Below are 19871 nucleotides of genomic sequence, written 5' to 3'. Positions count from 1 at the left end.
GCGTGCGCCGATCGCCTTTGCTGTCCGCCTTAGCGAACAACAGCGGACCGGGCAGGCGATGTCGAAACGGATCGAGGGATATTGTTATCTGGCGGCGGCGATGCTGCTGGTCGGCAGCACGGTGGTGGCGGCACGGCTGATCGGCGCAGGGCTGGCGCCGTTCACCGCCACGGCGCTGCGCTTCGCGATCGCGCTGCCGGTGTTCGTGGTGGCGATGGCCGCCACCGGCGCGCGGCTGCCGGCATTGGGGCGCCGCGACTGGGCGGTTCTGGCGGTGCAGGCGGTGGCCGGCAGCGTCGGCTATACCGTGCTGCTGATCATGGGCACGCGGCTGACATCCGCCGCCGATGCCGGCGTGATCATCGGCACCCTGCCGGTGGTGGCGGCGACGATTTCGGTGGTGGTGCTGGGGGAACGTCCCGGCCGGCGGCTGCTGGTCGCCATCGCCCTTGCCGCCGCCGGTTTGGCCGCCATCGCGATCGCCGGCGGCGGGCAGAACGACGGCGACGCCAACGGTGGCTGGAACCGGTTGGCCGGCAATGCGCTGATCCTGGGCGCGGTCGTCTGCGAGGGCCTGTTCATCCTGTTGAACAAGCGCATCCGTACCGCCATCCAGCCCCTGGCCCTGTCGACGATCATGACCGGTTTCGGGCTGATCGCCGCCGCGATCCCGGCGGTTTTCGAGGCCCGGCCCCCGATCCTCGATCCTCGATCCCGCCATCGCGGCTGCCTCGGGCACGGCCCTGCTCGCCGTGCTCTATTACGCCCTGGTGCCCACCGTCGCCGGTTTCGTGCTGTGGTATGCCGGCGCCGCCCGGGTGACCGGCAGCGAGGCCGCCCTGTTCACCAGCCTTGCCCCGGTTTCGGCCGTGGTGCTGGCGGCGCTGGTTCTGGGTGAACCGGTGGGCCCGGTGCGGCTGGCCGGCATCGCCTGCGTGCTGGCGGCGGTGGCGGGGTTGAACCTCACACCCGGTCAGGTGCCGAACTGGGCCTCGTGCAGGCGCCGATAGAGCCCGCCGCTGGCCAGCAGCTCGTCATGCGCCCCCTGTTCGGCGATGCCCGACCGGTCGACGACCATGATCCGATGCGCCCCCCGGATGGTCGCCAGACGATGGGCGATCACCAGCGTGGTGCGCCCGACCGACAACTCGCTCAAGGCGCGCTGGATCTCGCGTTCGGTTTCGGTATCCAGCGCCGAGGTGGCTTCGTCCAGGATCAGGATCGGCGGATCCTTCAGGAACATGCGCGCGATCGCGATGCGCTGCTTCTGCCCGCCCGACAGTTTGACGCCGCGTTCGCCGACGATGGTGTCGAGCCCCAGCGGCAATTGCGCGATCAGATCGTCCAGCCGCGCCCGGTGGGCGGCCTGGCGGATATCCTCGTCCGAGGCGTCGAGCCGGCCATAGGCGATGTTGTCGCGCATGCTGCCGCCGAACAGGAACATGTCCTGTTGCACGATGCCGATCTGGCCGCGCAGCGACGCCAGGGTCATGTCGCGGATGTCGACACCATCGATGGTGATGGCGCCCTCCGCGACGTCATAGAACCTTGGCAGCAGCGAACACAGCGTGGTCTTGCCGGCCCCCGACGGCCCGACGAAGGCCACGGTCTCGCCCGCGCGGATCTCGAAGCTGACATGGTCCAGCACCGGCCGGCCGGTCTGGCCGCCATCCGGGCCATGATAGCCGAAGCTCACATCCTGAAACCGGATATGGCCGGCCAGACGTGGCGCGGGGCGGGCATCGGGGCGGTCGGCGATGTCGGGCGCGGTCTTCAGCAGATCCAGATAGCGCCGGAAGCCGGCGATGCCTTTGGGGTAAAGCTCGATCACCGCGTTGATCTTCTCGATCGGGCGCACGAACACGCCGACCAGCAGCAGAAAGCCCACGAAACCGCCATAGCTGAGTTCACCCCGGATCACCAGATAGCTGCCGGCGATCATCACCACCAGTTGCACCAGCCGGATGCTCATATAGTTCAACGACATGCTGGCGGCCATGATCCGATAGGCGCCAAGCTTGGTCTCGCGATAGCCGGCATTGTCGCGCTCGAACAGCCGGCGTTCATGGTCTTCATTGGCGAAGGCCTGCACCACCCGCATGCCGCCGACATTCTCTTCGATCCGGACGTTGAAATCGCCGACCCGGCCATACAGCGCGTGCCAGTTCCTGGTCATCCGTCCGCCATAGCGGCCGCTGACCCAGATGATCACCGGCACGACGGCCGCGGTCAGCAGCGCCAGCTTCACATTCACCGACAGCATCAGCAGAAAGGCGCCGATGAAGGTCATCACCGCGATGAACAGATCTTCGGGCCCGTGATGGGCGATCTCGCCGATCTCCTCCAGATCCTTGGTCACCCGGCCGACCAGATGGCCGGTCTTGTTGTTGTCATAGAACCGGAATGACAGCTTCTGCAGATGGTCGAAGCTGCGGCGGCGCATGTCGGTCTCGATATTGATCCCCAGCATATGCCCCCAATAGGTGACGATCGCCATCAACCCGGTGTTGAGCAGATAGATCGCCAGCAACCCCACCGCCGCCAGGATGATCAGGGTCCAGTCCTGGCCGGGCAGAAGCTCGTCGACGAACAGCTTGACCGCCATCGGAAAGCCCAATTCCAGCAGCCCGGCCAGCACCGCGCACGAGAAATCGAGCAGGAACAGCCCGCGATAGGGCACGTAATAGGCAAAGAACTGTCGGATCATCACATGATACCAGAAGGATGCGGGGACACTGGCGGCAGGCGTGGGACGGGGACGGCAATCGATCGGCGGCGACCTCACGGCCCGCCGCCACGGCCACGGCCCAGCAGCCAGATCAGATACGGGCCACCCAGGATCGAGGCAAAAAGCCCCACCGGCAATTGATACGGGAAAGCGGCCATCCGCGCGAGCCAATCCGCAACCACCATCAGCGCCACACCGATCAACACCGCACCCGCCAGTTGATGCAGCGGCCGGCGCAGGCCCAGCAGGCGTGCGGCATGGGGGGCGATCAGCCCCACGAAGCCCAGCGGCCCGATCTGCAGGGCGGCGGCGGCCGTCAACAGGGCGGCGGCCAGCACCAGCACCATGCGGCTCTGCCCGACATCCAGCCCGGCCGCGCGCGCGACCACCGGGCCCAGCGGCAGCAGCGCCAGCCAGCGACCGGCCAGCGCCAGTGGCAGGATCAGCACCACGGCGGCAATTCCGGTCATCCAGGCATCGCCGGGGGTCGCGGCGGCGGTGGAACCGCTGAGCCAGCCCAGCAGCGCGAAGGCCCGGAAGCCGCCGGTGGCGACGACGGCGATCAGCACCGCGTTGCACAAGGCCGCCGTGGCGAGCCCGGCCAGCAGCAGCCGTTCGGCGGCAAAGCCGCTCCGCCGTGCCAGCCACAGAATGAAGCCCAGCACCAGCACGGCGCCGATCGCGGCCCCGCCCAGCCGCGCGCCCATCCCGGCCGCGGGCAGGGTCAGCAGCACCACCGCCAGGCCAAGCCCGGCGCCGGCGCCCACCCCCAGCACATCGGGGCTGGCCAGCGGATTGGCGGTGACGCGTTGCAGAATGGTGCCGGCCGCCGCCAGCATCGCGCCGGCCGCCGCCGCCACCGCCAGCCGGGGCAGCCGCCAGGGCAGCAGATCGGCGAACAGCGCGCCGGTCGCCAGATGCAGGCCGCCACCCGCGCCATCCATCCCCGTGCCGCTCCGGCCCAGCGCCAGCCCCAGCGCCACCAGACCCAGCACCAGCCCGCCCAGCAGGGCCAGCACCCGTGGCGGATGGCCGCTGGTGCGGCCGGTGCGGGCGGGCGCCCGATCGGCCGGCCGCTCGATCATCCGCAGGCGCGGCAGCAGCCACAGCAGCAGGGGCGCGCCCAGCAGCGCGGTCGCGGCCCCGGTCGGCAGGCCGTCGAGGTCATGAGCGGCCAGACACTGCACCACACCATCGGTCAGCCACAGCAGCACGGCGCCGATCAGGGGCGCCGCCAGCAGCATCTGACGCGGGGTGCGGGCGCCGCCGGTGCGGGCCAGCGCCGGCGCCGCCAGCCCCACGAAGCCGATGATGCCGATCTCGGCCACAACCGAACTGGCCAGCGCCGTCGCCACCGCCACCACCGCCAGCCGGGCGCGGGTGATCGACAGACCCAGACCCCGCGCCGCGGCATCATCCAGCCCCAGCACCGCCAGTGGCCGCAACAGCAGCAGCGCCACCAGCGCCGCCACCACCAGCCGCAGCAGCAGGCCCAGCGCCGGCCCCCAGCTTTGCTGGCCCAGCGCGCCGCCGCCCCAGATGAACAGCGACATCATGTACTGCCCCTGGCCCAGAATCAGCGCGGCGCTGGCCGCGCCGGCCACCAGCGTGATCATCATCCCCGCCAGCACCACCGATACCGGTTGCAACCCCCGCCGCCAGGTCAGCGCCAGAACCAGCGTCACCGCCGCGATGCCGCCGGCGAAGGCCACCGGCTCGCGGGAACCGGCCAGCAGCTTCGGCGCGAACAGGGTCGCCGCCACCAGCGCCAGTTGCGCGCCCGACGAGATGCCCAGCGTGGTCGGCTCGGCCAGCGGGTTGCGCAGCACCCGTTGCAGCAGCAGCCCCGACAGGCCAAGCGCCGCGCCGGCAATGATGCTGATCGCCACCCGTGGCAGCACGCCATGCCAGCGGATGATCGCATCCAGCACCGGATCGGCCGAGAACGGCGCCGTGGCCGCCAGCACCGACAGCCCGGCCGCCAGCATCGCCAGCCCGGCCCAGATCATGAAAGCCGGTCTAGCCATCGGCCCGCCGCCCGTCCGCGCCGACCGCATGGATGCCGGCGGCATGGATGCCGGCCGCCAGCAGCCGGGCGAAGCGTGCCGCCGATGGCAGGCCGCCGAAGGGGTTGACCGGGTCCAGGATCACCACCCTCTCCTCGCGCACCGCCGGCAGCGCCTGCCACAACCGGCTTCGAAACAGCCCGCGCAGGGCATCCGGCGCGGTCGGGCCGATGATCGCGATCCAGGCATCCGGCCGTTCGGCCAGCGCCTCGATGCCGACCGGGGCATTGCCGCTATAGCGGGTCAGCCCCGTCCAGGCATTGGCCAGCCCCATCCGCGCCAGCACCTGGCCGAACATCGCATCCGCCCCGAAGGCGCTGACATGGCGGGCATCGCCCAGGCTGACCAGAAACACCGGCCGGCCCCCTGCCCGCGCCGCCAAGCCCTCGGCGGCAACGTCGATCGCCCGCGCGGTGGCGGCGATGCAGGCTTCCGCCGCCGCCATCCGGTCGAAGCGGGCGCCCAGTATGCGCGTTGCCGCCTCGGCCGCCGCATAGGGTGCGGCATCTGGCCGGTGGATCGACAGCGACAGCACCGGCGCGATCCGGGCAAGGTTGGGATCGGCCCAGGCATGGAAGCCGGAATTCAGGATCAGATCGGGTGCCGCCAGCCGCAGCACCTCGAAATTCAACGCGCCGCGCAGGCCCAGATCGATGACGCCGGCGGGCAGCGGCGGTTCGATCACGGTCTGGCGATACTGCACCAGTTCGGCCGCCGCCACCGGCGTGATGCCGATGGCCAGCAGGGTTTCCAGCAGCGCCCAGTCGATGACCGCGATCCGATCCGGACGCGCGGCCATGGCCCTCACACCCGACATGCCCGCACCCGCCATCGTCACCAGCAGCCCGGCCAGCACCCGCCGCCGGCTGATCTCACCGGACATAGGCCACCGGCGCGCCGGTATCGGGATGACCGAACACCCCCATCTCCAGATCATAGATCGCGCCCAGGGTCTCAGGGGTCATGATCCGGTCGGGCGTGCCCCGGGCGATGATCCGGCCGTCGCGCAGCGCCAGGATCTCGTCGGCGAAGCGCGCCGCCATGTTGATGTCGTGCAGCACGATCACCACGCACAATCCACGGGCATGAGCTTGCGACCGGATCAGCGCCAGCATCCCCGTCTGATGGGCGATGTCCAGCGCCGATGTCGGTTCGTCCAGCAGCAGGCAGGCCGTGTCCTGCGCCAGCATCATCGCCAGCCACACCCGCTGGCGCTCGCCGCCCGACAGACTGTCGACCAGCCGGTCGGCGAAGCCGGCAACACCGGTGCCGGCCATGGCGTCGTCGACCCGCGCCTGATCGGCGGCGCCGAACCGGCCCAGCGCGCCATGCCAGGCAAACCGGCCCAGCGCCACCAGCTCGGCCACGGTCATGCCCTCGGCCGCCGGGGTGAACTGGGGCATATAGGCGACCAGCCGGGCGAAGCCGCGGTCGCCATGATCGCCGATCGGCCGCCCCTGAATATGGATACGGCCGGATGCGAGCGTGGTCTGGCGGGCAAGGGCACGCAGGATCGTGCTCTTGCCCGAGCCGTTGGGGCCGACCAGCGCATGCAGCCCGGCGGTGCCGCCGCCCAGATCCAGGCTCAATCCGTCGACGATCACCCGGTCATCGATCGTGATCCGGACATTGTCGAGCATGAACAGGGGGTCGGCCATGACCTCTATGTCACCAGTCCAGGCTGAGGGTGAGGGTCGCCGTCCGGCCGGGGCCATAGCCGCACTGATAGACCGATCCGCAGCCCGCGACATAATCCTTGTCGGCCAGATTGGCAACATCCACCGACACGCCCCAGCCCGCCTTCTTGTAGCGCAGCGCCGCATCGAACAGGGTGGCGTCGGGCACCTTCAGGGTGTTGGCCTCATCCGCCCAGCTTTCGCCCAGATAGCGGATGCCGATGCCGGCGCTGACGCCGTCGAGCACGGCGGCCTGGAAGGCGTGATCGATCCACAGCGAGGCGCTCCTGTCCGACACCAGCACCGGGGTCTTGCCGACCAGGGCGGGATTGCCGTCTTCCGTCACCTCGACATCCTGGATGGTCACCTGACCCAGCAGGCTGAATCCGGCGCCGATATCGGTCTGCGCCTCCAACTCGATGCCGCGTGAGCGGACCTCGCCGCGCTGAACCTTGTACAGCGCATTGGTCGGGTCGTTGACCAGGGCGTTCTCGCGGGTCAACTGGAACACCGCCGCGGTGAACAGGCCGTTGACATCATCGGGCGCATATTTCACGCCCGCCTCGTACTGCATGCCTTCTTCCGGCGAGAACGGCTGGCCCTCGGCGCTGGCGCCGATCAGCGGATTGAACACGCTGGCGACACTGACATAGGGGGTCAGGCCGTTGGCGAATTCATAGCCAAGCCCGGCACGGCCGCTGAACGCGCCATCCTTGCCGGAATAGTTATAGCCTTCCGGCGCCCAGGGGCTGACCACCTCGTCGTCGGATTTGGTCCAGATCCGGTCATAGCGGCCGGTCAGGGTCAGGATCCAGCGCTGATCGATCCGCATCTGATCCTGGGCATAAACGCCAAGCTGATGCAGGGTCAGGCGCTGGTCCAGATAGGGCACGGTGTCGGGCTGGGCTGCACCATAGACCGGGTTGGTGACGCTGATCGGCGTGCCGGTGGCCGAGCCCTGGCGATGATCGATGGTGTAATAGCGGTAATCGATGCCGCCCAGCAGGGTGTGGCCGACATCGCCGGTGGCGAAGCGCCATTCGGCCTGATTGTCCAGCGCCACCGACTGGGCGGTGGTCTTGTGGTCGAAAGCGATCCGGAACAGCTCGTTGCCGGCCGCCGGCGTGGTGCCGCCGCCTTCATACGGCGCGCCGGGGATCCGCCAGCCATAGGGATAGGGATAGCTCTCCCGGACATGGCTGCGGCTGTAACGGAAATTCTGCCGCAGGGTCACGTCGTCGCTGACGTCATGGGCGAATTCATAGCCGATCATCACCTGCTGGCGGCGATAGCTGTCTTCATCCGGCTCGCTGTAATAGAAATCGCGCGGGATCTTGCCGAACGAGGCATCGACCACCGATCCCTCATAGGGCAGGAAGCCGCCGGTATGGGTCTTGTCCTCGTTCTGATACAGGCCCAGCACGGTCAGCCGGGTGCGGTCGGAGGCCCACGAGATGCTGGGCGCGATCAACCCGCGCAGATCCTCGGCCTGATCGGTTTCCCAGTCGCCGCCCGAGATCTTGCCGGTGATGCGATAGCTGGCGGCGCCATCCTCGCCCAGCGCGTCGCCCAGGTCGAAGCCCAGATAGGCATTGCCCCAATTGTTGATGCCGGTTTCCACATGGCGCAGCCGCTCACCCGTCGGGCGCTTGCTGACCAGATTGATCATGCCGCCGATATTGGCGCCGCCATACAGCGCCGAGCTCGCGCCCTTCAGCACCTCGATCCGCTCAAGCGTGAAGGTGTCGATCAGATAGCCGCCGAAGCCATATTGATACAGGCCCAGCCCGTTCATGAAGATGCCGGTCTGGCCGGCATCGAAGCCGCGGATCATCACCCAGTCGGTGTCGCTGTCGGTGCCGAACTGGCCGGCCTGGACGCCGGCGGTATAGCCCAGCACCTCATCGACCTTGTTGCCCGGCAGGTCATCCAACTGTCGGCGGCCGATCACCGACACCGATTGCGGGATCTCGGTGATCGCCGCATCGGTCTTCGATCCGGTCAGGCTGCGGCTGGGCACGAAACCGTCGATCGGGCCGGTGGCGCTGGCCGCCTGATCCTCGATCGACAGGGCCGGCAGCATCTCGGTGCCGCCGGCCGCCTGGGCCATGGCGCCGCCGGCCGACAGCAGGGCCGCGATCGCTACGCCGCAGGCCAGCCCCTGGCGGCCATACGCCCGCCCCAGCCCGCCATATGACTGCCCCGGCCTGCCATAACAGTGTATCCGTGCCGCCGCCGTGCTGATCCTGGCCATGCCCGCTGCCCCATCCGATTGTTGACTGCGAGTGTATATCATTCGCAATCTGGACCGGGATTGATCCGATCGGCGGGGTTTTGAACGTTTTTGGTGCGACGTCATGCCAGGAGGGTGGTTCCGGTCACAAATCGCGGTTGCGCTGCCAGATCGCCGGGGTCACCCCCACCATCCGCTTGAACACACGGGTGAAATGCGCCTGATCGGAAAAGCCGGTGGTGGCGGCGATGCCGGCCAGGGTGGCGCCGGGGCGGGCCAGCAGGGCCTGCGCCCGGCGGATGCGCGCCGCCATCTGCCATTGATGCGGCGGCATACCGGTGGATGCCTTGAAGGCATGGCTGAAATAGGATGGCGACAGCCCCACCAGCCCGGCCAGTTCCTGAAGCCGGATGCTGCCCTGGCAATTATCCTCGATGAACGCGGTCACCCGGCGCAACTGCCAGGGGGCCAGCGGGCTGCGCTGGCGCTGCGGCCGGCGCTGGATCTGCATCAGATCGATGAACAGCGCCACCGCCAGCCCGTCGCCATACAGATCGTGCAGCCCCTGCGGCCGGTCGCATTCCGTGGCGATCAGCCGCGCCAGCGCCAGCAGCCGGTCATCGCTGAACATCAGCCGGGGGGTGGCCAGCGCCACCGCGTCCAGATCCTCGCCCAGCCGGCGCGCCAGGGCGTCGACATCGAAATGCAGGTCCAGATGGCGCAGCCGATGCGCGCCGCTGCCCCGGCCCCATAACGGCATATCGGCCGGAATATAGCTGATCTGGCAGGGCGCTATGGCATCACGCGGCGGCGGCAGATCGGGCCGCGCCGCCACCACGAAATCCCCCGCTCCCGATTTCTCAAGCGGAATGAACAGCCGCGGATGGCCCGACACATAGCTGCCGCGGGCATCGGCCGCGCAGGCCACGTCCCACACATCCGCCACCACCCCGTCCCACGACCGGCAGCGCAGCTCACCGATCACCGACACGCCATCGATGGTGCTGTCCATACGCGGAACAAAGCCGCTGACTGCCATGCCCGCCTCCTCAACCAACCTGCCCCGGCCCACGGATATCCGGCGCCGGCCGGTCCCTTAAGTTTACTGCGCATGACAATCAGTCTCAATAAAAGCCTTGCGTGGGCTGCGCATGGTTTCGCCGTTTGCCAACGCTCGGGGACGTTACGCCTGCAACGCGCGGAGCAGACCTTCCAGATTTCGCTCACCGTCTTTGGTCTGCGCGCCGGCCTTGAGCCCTGCGCGGATGAGCGTTCCGGCCGCGGGGCGTTCAAACAGTCCCGCCCAGGCGTCGTGCTCGCGGCGAAAGCCCTCACGCAGATCGACCGGAGGCAGCGCCTTCTTGGCCGCGGCGATGACGCCTGCGGGCAACGCCGCAATGTTGCGCGCCAGTTGATCGACAAAATCGTCGAGATCTGAAGCCGGCAGCGCCCGATTGATCCATCCATATCGTTCCGCCGTCGCCGCATCGATGAGATCAGCGCCGAGGATCACTTCAAGAACGCGCCCGCGCGTCATCCGGCTGGACAGATACTGGGTGGCGCCGCCTCCGGGTGTGATGCCCATCAACGCCTCGCATTGGGCGAGCCCAGCTCGCCCCTCCGCGGCAAACACCATGTCGGCCGCTGCCACGAACTCCGCTCCGCCGCCGCGCGCCAACCCGGCGAGCTTGACGATGGTCACCTGCGGCTGTTCGCGTAAGAACTCGCCGAAGGCCTGGAACGGATTGAGACCTTCCGGAGCCTCGCGGATGAAATCGTCGAAGGCATGCGGCTGATCGATCAATGTCATGTCGACATGCGCAATGAAGAATTCCGGATCCGCGCTCTGGAAAACCAACACGCGGATGTCCGCATCGTCGCGGATGGAAAGAAGCAAGCGACGAATCTCGCTCATCAGACCGACATCGAGGACGTTTACCGGCGGATTGTCGATCGTGATCGTCGCGATACCGTCTGCCCGGGACATTCGCAGCCGGCCGAAGTCTGTGTCTGTCATACGCGAAATCTCTGTTCTTCGGGGAAACTCTGGCACTGGTGTTTCGCACCATCCACCGTAAAGTATTCTTTGAATACCTGGCGTCAATTACGCACCTGAAGCATCCCAGGGATGCCGGAGGATACCGATGGATAAATCGATCAGTGACAATGACCCGATCTACCGCGCAGACTGCCCGAGCCGCGTGATCCTCGACCAGATCGCGGACAAGTGGTCGATGATGGTGCTGGAGGTGCTGCGCGAGCCCCGGCGTTTCAACGCCATCAAGCGTCGCCTCGATGGCGTCACCCAACGCGTGCTGACCCAGACGCTACGCAAGCTGGAGCGTAACGGCATGGTGACGCGGCGGGTTCTGGATGGGCGCGTGCTCGGCGTCGAATATGCGCTGACGCCACTTGGGCGATCGCTGCAAGGGCCGTTCTCGATCCTGTTCGATTGGACCGTCGAGAACATTGACGTGATTCAGAACTGCCGGCGCAGCTATGACGCGCGCGAAGATCAGGGAGCAGCCTGAACGGCTGGCGGGAGATGGCAGGCCCTGAAGACGGATGGTGCCCGCCCGTCACGCTGTCGGGCCCAGTGGGCTGCCTCAGCCTTCTTAGACCATCGTGCCGAATTTATATTGCAATTCATTCTTAATTGCATAAATGCTGAACACCGCAGCGGTATGCAGGGCCATCCGGCCGGCGACAGGAGGCAGCGATGCTCGGCAGGGGAAGGCGGTCGGTTCTGGCCGGGATGATCGGGGCGGCGGCAGCCGTCGTGCTGGCAGTGGTGCCGGCGGCGGTGGCCCAGGAAGCGCCGCGCGAGAAATTCAAGGCGGTAACCACTTTCACCGTGATTGCCGACATGGCCCGGAACGTCGCCGGCGACGCCGCGATCGTCACATCGATCACGAAACCCGGCGCCGAGATCCATAACTATCAGCCGACGCCGGGCGATATCCGGCGGGCACAGGGCGCGCGGCTGATCCTGTGGAACGGGCTCAATCTGGAACTGTGGTTCGAGAAATTCTTTCACAACCTGAACGATGTGCCGGGCGTGGTGGTATCGACCGGCATCGATCCGATCAGCATTTCCGATGGCCCCTATGCCGGCAAGCCCAACCCGCATGCCTGGATGTCACCCAGCGCGGCGTTGATCTATGTCGACAACATCCGCGACGCCTTTGTAAAACACGACCCGCGGAATGCCGAGACCTACAAGATCAATGCCGAGGCTTATAAGCAGAAGATCACCGCCACCATCGATCCGATCAGGACGGCACTTGCCGCCGTGCCGGACGCGCGGCGCTGGCTGGTCACCAGCGAGGGCGCCTTCTCGTATCTGGCGCGCGATTTCGGCCTGACGGAACTCTATCTCTGGCCGATCAATGCCGACCAGCAGGGCACGCCGCAGCAGGTTCGCAAGGTCATCGATGCGGTGCGCCAGCACGCGATTCCGGTCGTCTTCTCGGAAAGCACGATTTCCCCGGCGCCGGCCCGCCAGGTGGCGCGGGAAACCGGCGCCCGATATGGCGGCGTGCTCCATGTCGACTCGCTGACCGACGCCGATGGCCCGGTGCCCAGCTATATCGACCTGCTCCGCGTCACGTCGGGCACCATCGCCAGGGGGTTGATGCCATGAACGCGCAGGCTGCGGCGGCCATGGCCGAAGCGGGGCGGGATATCGCGTCGTCGGAGGCCACAGGACCGGATATCACGGGCCAGGAAATCACGGAACCTGGTATCACGGTAACCGGCGCCACCGTCACCTATCGCGATGGTCATACCGCGCTCCGCGATGCCAGTTTCCAGATCCCGACCGGCACCATCACCGCGCTGGTGGGCGTGAACGGTGCCGGCAAATCGACCCTGTTCAAGGCGATCATGGGCTTCGTCCGGCTCGCCCGCGGCGATATCAGGGTGCTCGACATGCCGGTCGGCGCGGCGATGCGCCGCAATCTGATCGCCTATGTGCCGCAGGCCGAGGAGGTCGACTGGAATTTCCCGGTGCTGGTCGAGGATGTGGTCATGATGGGCCGCTATGGCCGGATGGGCCTGATGCGCCGACCCGGAGCGGCCGACCGTGAGGCGGTCGCGGCGGCACTCGCCCGGGTCGACATGACCGCGTTCCGCAAGCGTCAGATCGGCGAGCTGTCCGGCGGCCAGAAAAAGCGCGTGTTTCTCGCCAGAGCGCTGGCTCAGGACAGCCGGGTCATCCTGCTCGACGAACCCTTCACCGGCGTCGACGTCAAGACCGAGGACCAGATCATCCGGCTGCTGCGCGCGCTGCGCGACGAGGGCCGCGTCATGCTGATCTCAACCCATAATCTCGGCAGTGTCCCGGAATTCTGCGACCGCACCATTCTGATCAAGGGCACGGTGCTGGCCTGTGGCCCGACCGCCCTGGTCTTCACGCAACAGAACCTGGAACGGACCTTCGGCGGCGTGCTCCGCCATATCGTGCTGAACGACGCCCCCGGCGGCACGCGGCACGCGATCGGGGTCATCACCGATGACGAGCGTCCGCTGGTGCTCCGGAACGGCAAGGTCGCGCTGCGCAGGCCGGGGACGGAGACAGGGACGGAGACAGGGACGGAGACAGGGACGGAAATGGGCGGCGGGAGCGGCGCATGCTGACCAGCCTGCTCGAACCCTTCACCTATGACTACATGCTGAACGCCATGTGGGTGTCGGCGCTGGTCGGCGGTGTCTGCGCGTTTCTGTCGTGCTTTCTGATGCTCAAGGGCTGGTCGCTGATCGGCGACGCGCTCTCCCACGCCATCGTGCCGGGGGTCGCCGGCGCCTATATGCTGGGCCTCCCCTTCGCCTTCGGCGCCTTCTTCTCAGGCGGGCTGGCGGCCGCGGCGATGCTGTTTCTCAACCAGCGCACCCGGCTGAAGGAAGACGCCATCATCGGCCTGATCTTCTCGGCCTTCTTCGGGCTGGGCCTGTTCATGGTATCGATCTCGCCCACCTCGGTGAACATCCAGACCATCGTGCTCGGCAACATCCTGGCGATCACGCCGGGCGATACCATCCAGCTCGCCATCATCGGTATCGTCTCGCTGGTGATCCTTCTGGTCAAATGGCGGGATCTGATGGTGGTGTTCTTCGACGAAAGCCATGCGCGCGCGGTCGGCCTCAATCCCACGGCGCTCAAGATCATGTTCTTCGCGCTGCTGTCGGCCTCAACGGTCGCGGCCCTTCAGACGGTCGGCGCCTTTCTGGTGATCTGCATGGTCGTCACACCCGGCGCCACCGCCTATCTGCTGACCGACCGTTTTCCCCGGCTGCTGACCATCGCCGTTGCCATCGGCGCGATCGTCAGCTTCACCGGCGCCTATGCCAGCTATTTCCTCGACGGCGCCACCGGCGGCATCATCGTCTGCCTTCAGACGCTGGTCTTCCTGACGGCGTTTCTGTTCGCGCCCCGGCACGGCCTGCTTGCCGCCCGCCGCCGCGCGGCCCGGGCGCTGGAGACACGGGCGCTGGAGGCCGGGCAATGAGCATCGTCGATACCCTGCTCGCCCCCATCCAGTTCGAGTTTATGCGTCATGCCCTGGCAATCTCGGTGCTGGTCGCGATCCCGATGGCGTTGCTGTCGTGCTTCGTGGTTCTGAAAGGCTGGTCGCTGATCGGCGACGCCATGTCGCATGCCGTGTTTCCGGGGGTGGTGATCGCCTATATTCTGGGCATTCCCCTGGCGATCGGCGCCTTCACCGCCGGCATGGTCTGCGCCGTGGCCAGCGGATTCCTGAAGGACAACAGCCGGATCAAACAGGACACGGTCATGGGCATCGTGTTCTCGGGCATGTTCGGCTTCGGGCTGGTTCTGTATGTGGCGATCCAGTCGGACGTCCATCTCGACCATATCCTGTTCGGCGACATGCTCGGCATCTCAACGCGCGATATCGCCACCGCAGCCGCGATCGCCGCGACCACCGCCGGGATCATCGGCCTGAAATGGCGGGATTTTCTGCTGCATGCCTTCGACCCCGCCCAGGCACGGGCCGTGGGGCTCAGGGTCCACAGGCTGCATTACGGCCTGCTCTGCCTGATCGCGCTCGCCATCGTCGGCGCGCTGCAGGCCGTCGGCATCATCCTGGCCGTCGCCATGCTCATCGCCCCCGGCGCCATCGCCTTCCTTCTGACGCGCCGCTTCAGCACCATGCTGCTTCTCGCCACCGGCATCGCCGTCGCCGGATCGCTGCTCGGCGTCTATCTGTCGTTCTTCATCGACAGCGCGCCGGCGCCGGCCATCGTGCTCGTGCTCTCGATCGGCTTCGTGCTGGCCTTCGCCGGCACCATCCGGCGCGCGAAGATTCTATCTGAAACAACAAGTTAGAGAAATTTCCGTGAGCCATGGCAAACGGAAATTCCTCTATCGCCCCCACCCGTCCAGCACCTCCTCCAACAGATCCAGCGACAATTCCACGGCCCGCAGCCGCACACCGCCGCGATCGGTTTCAGGGAAGTTGACGCGGCGATGGCGGGTCGGGCGGTTGCGGGCCGCCACCGCCACATGCACCAGACCGGGTTCGTCGCCGGGTGCGCCGGCACCGGCGAAGCCGGTGGTGGCGATCGCGATATCCGCGATCGCCCGCGCCAGCGCGCCTTCGGCCAGCGCCCGCGCCACCGGTTCCGACACCGGCCCCGGATCGTCCAGCAGTGCCTGCGGCACGCCCAGAAGTTCATGCTTCGCGGCATTGCTATAGACCACGAAGCCGCGTTCAAAGGCGTGCGAACAGCCCGGCACATCGGTGAACAGCGATGCCAGCAACCCGCCGGTGCAGCTTTCGGCGGTGGCCAGCCTAAGATTGCGGGCACAGGCCGCCGTCAGAAACCGGCGCACCCGGGTGTCCAGATCGGCCGGCAGGGCCACGGTCTCGGTCATTGCCGCGCTCCGCCCTCACGGCCAGGCTCCGGCGCCGGCCGCTGGTCGTGCTCATTGTCCTGATACTGGTCGGACTGAATGGCCTTTCCATCGCGACCGCGCGCGTCGGTATGGCGCGATTTGTCGCGGTTCGACAATACCTTGCCTTCCTCGATACCCTCGGGCGGCAGGTCGGTCATGGCACCGGCGCCAGAGCCTTTGCCCTGGGCGCCCGTGCCGATGTGTTTCTTGCTTGCATTGGCCACGGGGGTGGCTCCCTGATTGGATGTGTCGTCAGGCCTGCGTCAACGCCGGGTGGTCCGGTCGGCCTGGGGGGATTTGGCGATGCCGCCCTGGGGCGTGGTGTCGTTGCCGACATCGCCCTCCATGGTGTTGCGGCCCTGATCCTGCGCCAGCTCGTTGGCATCGACGCCGGCACGGGTGGTGCCGCGACTGCCGCCGATCATCGGGTTGCCGCGCAGATCGGCATCGCTCGGCCGTTCGGTCTTGGGATGTTTCGACATCTCGTCTGCCTCCGGTGACTGTGTCCGGAACCTGATTTCGTCTTGGTGGCGCACCGCCCTTCCCCTCAGCGGTCCTGCTGATAGCCTTGATGGGTGGTGCCCTGGCGGCTGGCGCCCTGCTGCCCCTGCTTGTCGGGGTTGGGCGCGCCATGCGTGCCCTTGGGGGCATCATCGGTGGAGATATGCGGGTCTTCACCGGTGCCCTTGGGGCTGCGATTGGCCGGTGGCACCGGCGGCGGTTTGCTCGACATTGCTCGGATCCCGGTCGGTTGGGGCATGGCGGGCGCGATCACGACTTCGACGCGTGCTCGGGCTTTCCCTTGCGGTCGGTCGCGGCCATGTCGTGCAGCTCCTTCTCGCTCATCGACTTGACCATCGATTTCGACGCGCCCTTCAGGTCACTGACCTTGGTGTCGCCGCGCTTGGCCGACAAGGCGGCCCCGGCGGCTTTCTGCTGGGCTTTCGATTTCGCGGGCATGGTTCATGACCCTCCGTCTGTCGGCCTGGTCCGGCCATCAGCCTTTCAACACCCGACGGCCGCGAAGGTTTCACCGGCGCTTGACGGGGCCGGAAAATTCGATCCTAATTATCATAATAAATAGCATCAATCGCCGCTTCGGCGGCCCGTGGCACGGAGGCCCATGCATGACGGTGACGCCGGCGCGACGCAGCCCCAGCCAGACCCTGCGCCGCCGCCAGAAGCTGTCGGAGCTGATCGTCGAGGATGTGAAGCGCCGCATCGTCACCGAAAAGCTGAAGCCCGGCGACCGGCTGCCGGGCGAGGCCGAGTTGATCGCAGAGCACGGCTGCGCCAAGGCCACGGTGCGCGAGGCGCTGAAGGGGCTGGAGGTGGAAGGGCTGGTGGTCAGCCGGACAGGGCCCGGCGGCGGCGCCTATCTGGCCGAGCCCACCCATGACCACGCCTCACGCGCCCTGCGCAATTTCCTGCATTTCCGCCACCCCGACAGCCACCAGATCTATGCCCTGCGCAAACTGATCGAGCCCGAGGTGGCGGTGCTGGCGGTGGGCCGGCTGACCGAGGCCGATTACGCGGCGCTAGAGGACAACATCGCGCTCTGCGCCCACGAGCCGGTGAGCGAGGACGAACAGCGCGTCCAGCGCATCGCCGAGATCGAGTTCCACAACGTGCTGGCCGATGCCTGCCCGAACCCGATCTATGGCTTCCTCGGCCGGTTCCTGAACGAATTGCTGCGCGATGTGGTGGTGTTGAAGAAGGTCTATGTGCCCGAGCGCCACCAGTTCGGCGCGGCCAATGTCGACTACCACCGCCAGATCGTCGACGCCTATCGCCGCGAGGATGCGGGCGCGATCCGCCGGCTGATGACCGACCACATGTGCGATGCCGAAGACCATCTCGACGCCCTGGAGGCCGAGGTGGCGCGCCGCTTTCTGCTTGAACCGGGGGCGGCCTGACCACCCCGGTGCCTTGACCGCCGAAGACCACAGACGACCGATCCGGCCACAGCCCGCGCGGGGAGCGTTGCGGGCCGTATAAATCCCCCAGAAGCCGGACGGTTCGACAACCAGCCCCCATCGCGGGGCACAAGACCATCCACGGGACATGGAGGCCCAGACCCATGATCATGAAGCGCCGCACTTTTCTGAAGACCGGCCTTGCCGCCGGCTCGCTGCTCGCCGCCCCGGCCATCATCCGCAGCCGCGCCTTCGCCGCGGACCCCGTCACCATCCATGGCGTCAAGTCGATGTCGGGCGGTTTCGCCAGCTATGGCAAATTCGCCGAGATGGGCTCGAAACTGGCGGTCGGCAGCTATGGCGACGTGCTGGGCGGCCCCGCCAGCTATAAGACCATCGATACCGAAGGCAATGCCGGCAAGGCGGTGCGCAAGGTGCAGGAAGCCATCCAGCAGGACGGCGCCCGCTTCTTCAACGGCTGCACGCTGTCGTCATCGGCGCTCGCGGTCGGCAAGGAGGTCAATCAGGCGGGTGGCGTGTTCATGACCCCGGCCGGCGCCGACGAGTTGACCGGCAGCGACTGCAACCCCGGCACCTTCCGCTGGTCGGTGCCGACCTATGGCGCGATCGAACAGACCGTGCGGCCGCTGATCGAGGCGATGCCCGACGCGAAGCGCTGGTACACGATCACGCCGCAATATGTCTTCGGCGAGGCCCTGCTCAACAATGCCAAGCGGATCTTCGCCGAGAAGGGCATCGAGCATGTCGGCAACAGCTATCACTCGTTGCAGGAACAGGAATTCTCGGGCTATCTGACCAACGCGATGGGCCAGTCGCCGGATGTGCTGCTGATCCTGAATTTCGGCGGCCAGTCGTCGAACACGCTGCGTCAGGCGGTGAATTTCGGCCTGAAAAGCCAGATGACCATTCTGCTCGCCTGGTCGGCGGGGCTGGATCAGTTCCAGGAACTGGGCTCGGACGTGATCGAGGATGTCTATCTGGGCGCCCAGTACTGGCATCAGGTCGAGAGCCCGATGAATGTCGAGCTGGTCAAGAAGGTCCGCGAGGCCTATGGCATCACCGCGAACTATCCGCTGGCGGCCGATTATATCGGAACCAGGGTCATCCTGGACGCGATCAAGGCGGCCGGCAGCACCGATGGCGCCGCCGTGCGCAAGGCGTTGTCGGGCATGACCTATGAAGGCCCGACCGGCACCGAGACCGTGCGCGCCGAAGACCATCAGGTGATCAAGGATTATTATCTGCTGAAGGGCAAGGCGGCCTCGGCCAAGGCCGATGACGACGATCTGGCCGACATCGTCAGCAGTGGCCGGTCGTTCCCGGAAGGCGACGCCATCGTCTGCAAGATGGCCTGACCGGCATCACGCCGGCACGACGCATGGCGGGCGGGCGGCGCGGTCACGGGATAGACCGCCCGCCGCCCGTCCGCTTTCCGGTCAGAGGCAGCACCCGATGCTCAACGTCTATCTGTTCCAGATCCTGAACGGTCTGGGGCTGGGGATGATCTATTTCCTCATCTCGGTGGGGCTGACGATCATCTTCGGCCTGCTCAATTTCGTGAACTTCGCCCATGGCGCCTTCTTTCTGGTCGGCGCCTATGTCTGCTATACCGCCGTCAGCCTGACCGGCAATTTCTGGCTGGCTCTGGTCGCGGGGCCGCTGGTGGTGGGTGCCATCGCCTGGGTCACCGAACGGGCGTTGATCAAGCGGGTCTATCACCTGCCCCACACCTTCCAGATCCTGATCACCCTGGGCATCGCGCTGATCATCCAGGAAAGCGCGATCATGATCTGGGGTCCGGTCGGCAAAAGCGTGCCGGCGCCCGAGATGCTGCGCGGCGTGGTCCGCTTCGGCAATTTCGCCTATCCGGAATACCGGCTGTTCATGATCGCGCTGGCGGCGGTGATCGGCCTGGCGCTGTGGCTGCTGCTGGAACGCACCCGTTTCGGCGCGCTGGTCCGCGCCGGGTCGGAAAACCCTGAGCAGGTGGCGCTGCTCGGCACCAATATCTACCGGCTGTTCTCGCTGACCTTCGCCCTCGGCGTGGCGCTGGCCGGCATCGCCGGGGTGTTGTCGGCGCCGATCCGCGGCGCGCATCCGTTCATCGGCGCCGAGGTGCTGGGCATCGCCTTCGTGGTGGTGGTGATCGGCGGCATGGGCTCGTTCACCGGCGCGCTGGTCGGCAGCCTGCTGGTCGGGCTGGTGCAAAGCCTGATGACCAGCCTGTGGCCGCAAGGGGCCAGCCTGATGATCTATGGCGCCATGGCCGCCGTGATCCTGTGGCGCCCCTATGGCCTGTTCGGGAGGGCCTGAGG

The 19871-nt window shown here is 66.9% G+C and carries 20 protein-coding genes and 1 pseudogene; 9 read left to right on the top strand and 12 right to left on the bottom strand.

Translation table 11 applies throughout. From position 1 onward, the window contains the following. Positions 1-58: 58 nt before the first annotated feature. Positions 59-1010 (top strand): annotated as a pseudogene (locus WG924_RS09930) (DMT family transporter). Here WG924_RS09930 and WG924_RS09925 read toward each other — a convergent pair. From WG924_RS09925 to WG924_RS09895, 7 genes are all read right to left on the bottom strand, one after another. Further along, positions 974-2707, bottom strand: coding sequence for an ABC transporter ATP-binding protein (locus WG924_RS09925; protein WP_345932870.1), 1734 nt, complete (start codon positions 2705-2707; stop codon positions 974-976). The pseudogene WG924_RS09930 and the gene WG924_RS09925 overlap by 37 nt on opposite strands. A gap of 74 nt (positions 2708-2781) precedes the next feature. Continuing rightward, entirely contained in the window at positions 2782-4755 is a 1974-nt protein-coding gene (gene fhuB / locus WG924_RS09920) for a Fe(3+)-hydroxamate ABC transporter permease FhuB (RefSeq protein ID WP_345932869.1), read from the bottom strand. Beyond that, entirely contained in the window at positions 4748-5677 is a 930-nt protein-coding gene (locus WG924_RS09915) for an ABC transporter substrate-binding protein (RefSeq protein ID WP_345932868.1), read from the bottom strand. The genes fhuB and WG924_RS09915 overlap by 8 nt, the downstream gene beginning before the upstream one ends. Further along, complete coding sequence (locus WG924_RS09910; RefSeq protein WP_345932867.1) at positions 5667-6452, bottom strand: ABC transporter ATP-binding protein; 786 nt, start codon at positions 6450-6452, stop codon at positions 5667-5669. Before WG924_RS09910 ends, WG924_RS09915 begins: the two co-directional genes overlap by 11 nt. A 10-nt stretch (positions 6453-6462) precedes the next feature. Next, positions 6463-8580, bottom strand: coding sequence for a TonB-dependent siderophore receptor (locus WG924_RS09905; protein WP_372044703.1), 2118 nt, complete (start codon positions 8578-8580; stop codon positions 6463-6465). A 268-nt stretch (positions 8581-8848) separates the two neighbouring features. Continuing rightward, on the bottom strand, positions 8849-9742 hold the full coding sequence (locus WG924_RS09900; protein WP_345932865.1) for a helix-turn-helix domain-containing protein: 894 nt from the start codon (positions 9740-9742) through the stop codon (positions 8849-8851). 144 nt (positions 9743-9886) lie between these two features. Continuing rightward, positions 9887-10720 carry an enoyl-CoA hydratase/isomerase family protein gene (locus WG924_RS09895; RefSeq protein WP_345932864.1) on the bottom strand — a complete coding sequence of 278 codons (834 nt, stop codon included), beginning with the start codon at positions 10718-10720 and terminating at the stop codon, positions 9887-9889. Positions 10721-10847: 127 nt separating this feature from the next. Between WG924_RS09895 and WG924_RS09890 the strand changes: the two genes are divergently transcribed. The 5 genes from WG924_RS09890 to WG924_RS09870 all read left to right on the top strand — a co-directional run bounded on the left by WG924_RS09890 (position 10848) and on the right by WG924_RS09870 (position 15049). Beyond that, a complete protein-coding gene (locus WG924_RS09890; protein WP_345932863.1) occupies positions 10848-11234 on the top strand; it encodes a winged helix-turn-helix transcriptional regulator in 387 nt (128 codons plus the stop codon). A 188-nt stretch (positions 11235-11422) separates the two neighbouring features. Beyond that, positions 11423-12346, top strand: a complete 924-nt coding sequence (locus WG924_RS09885; RefSeq protein ID WP_345932862.1) for a metal ABC transporter substrate-binding protein — start codon at positions 11423-11425, stop codon at positions 12344-12346. Then, entirely contained in the window at positions 12343-13341 is a 999-nt protein-coding gene (locus WG924_RS09880) for a manganese/iron ABC transporter ATP-binding protein (protein WP_345932861.1), read from the top strand. Before WG924_RS09885 ends, WG924_RS09880 begins: the two co-directional genes overlap by 4 nt. Beyond that, positions 13335-14210: a metal ABC transporter permease gene (locus WG924_RS09875; protein WP_345932860.1), complete on the top strand. Its 876-nt coding sequence runs from the start codon at positions 13335-13337 to the stop codon at positions 14208-14210. The genes WG924_RS09880 and WG924_RS09875 overlap by 7 nt, the downstream gene beginning before the upstream one ends. Further along, positions 14207-15049, top strand: coding sequence for a metal ABC transporter permease (locus tag WG924_RS09870; RefSeq protein WP_345932859.1), 843 nt, complete (start codon positions 14207-14209; stop codon positions 15047-15049). The genes WG924_RS09875 and WG924_RS09870 overlap by 4 nt, the downstream gene beginning before the upstream one ends. A gap of 36 nt (positions 15050-15085) precedes the next feature. On the opposite strand, the gene WG924_RS09865 is transcribed toward WG924_RS09870, so the two are convergent. The 5 genes from WG924_RS09865 to WG924_RS09845 form a co-directional block, all read right to left on the bottom strand. Next, positions 15086-15598: a CinA family protein gene (locus WG924_RS09865; protein WP_345932858.1), complete on the bottom strand. Its 513-nt coding sequence runs from the start codon at positions 15596-15598 to the stop codon at positions 15086-15088. Then, positions 15595-15843, bottom strand: coding sequence for a hypothetical protein (locus WG924_RS09860; protein WP_345932857.1), 249 nt, complete (start codon positions 15841-15843; stop codon positions 15595-15597). The genes WG924_RS09865 and WG924_RS09860 overlap by 4 nt, the downstream gene beginning before the upstream one ends. Before the next feature lie 39 nt (positions 15844-15882). Then, positions 15883-16101: a hypothetical protein gene (locus tag WG924_RS09855; protein WP_345932856.1), complete on the bottom strand. Its 219-nt coding sequence runs from the start codon at positions 16099-16101 to the stop codon at positions 15883-15885. Positions 16102-16166: 65 nt separating this feature from the next. After that, the gene (locus WG924_RS09850) at positions 16167-16352 is read right to left on the bottom strand and encodes a hypothetical protein (protein ID WP_345932855.1); all 186 of its coding nucleotides are present in this window, start codon (positions 16350-16352) and stop codon (positions 16167-16169) included. 38 nt (positions 16353-16390) lie between these two features. Further along, positions 16391-16579, bottom strand: a complete 189-nt coding sequence (locus WG924_RS09845) for a DUF3008 family protein (protein ID WP_188580907.1) — start codon at positions 16577-16579, stop codon at positions 16391-16393. A gap of 167 nt (positions 16580-16746) precedes the next feature. On the opposite strand from WG924_RS09845, the gene WG924_RS09840 reads away from it, so the two are divergent. The 3 genes from WG924_RS09840 (at position 16747) to WG924_RS09830 (ending at position 19869) form a co-directional block, all read left to right on the top strand. Beyond that, positions 16747-17535: a FadR/GntR family transcriptional regulator gene (locus WG924_RS09840; protein ID WP_345932854.1), complete on the top strand. Its 789-nt coding sequence runs from the start codon at positions 16747-16749 to the stop codon at positions 17533-17535. A 170-nt stretch (positions 17536-17705) separates the two neighbouring features. Beyond that, entirely contained in the window at positions 17706-18911 is a 1206-nt protein-coding gene (locus tag WG924_RS09835; RefSeq protein ID WP_345933238.1) for an ABC transporter substrate-binding protein, read from the top strand. 97 nt (positions 18912-19008) lie between these two features. Continuing rightward, positions 19009-19869, top strand: coding sequence for a branched-chain amino acid ABC transporter permease (locus WG924_RS09830; protein ID WP_345932853.1), 861 nt, complete (start codon positions 19009-19011; stop codon positions 19867-19869). Positions 19870-19871: the final 2 nt, after the last annotated feature.

This window comes from Tistrella arctica (assembly GCF_039630945.1).
Lineage (GTDB): Bacteria > Pseudomonadota > Alphaproteobacteria > Tistrellales > Tistrellaceae > Tistrella > Tistrella bauzanensis.
The sequence above is the reverse complement of the archived record's forward strand: the minus strand, read 5'-3'. Positions and strand labels throughout refer to the sequence as shown.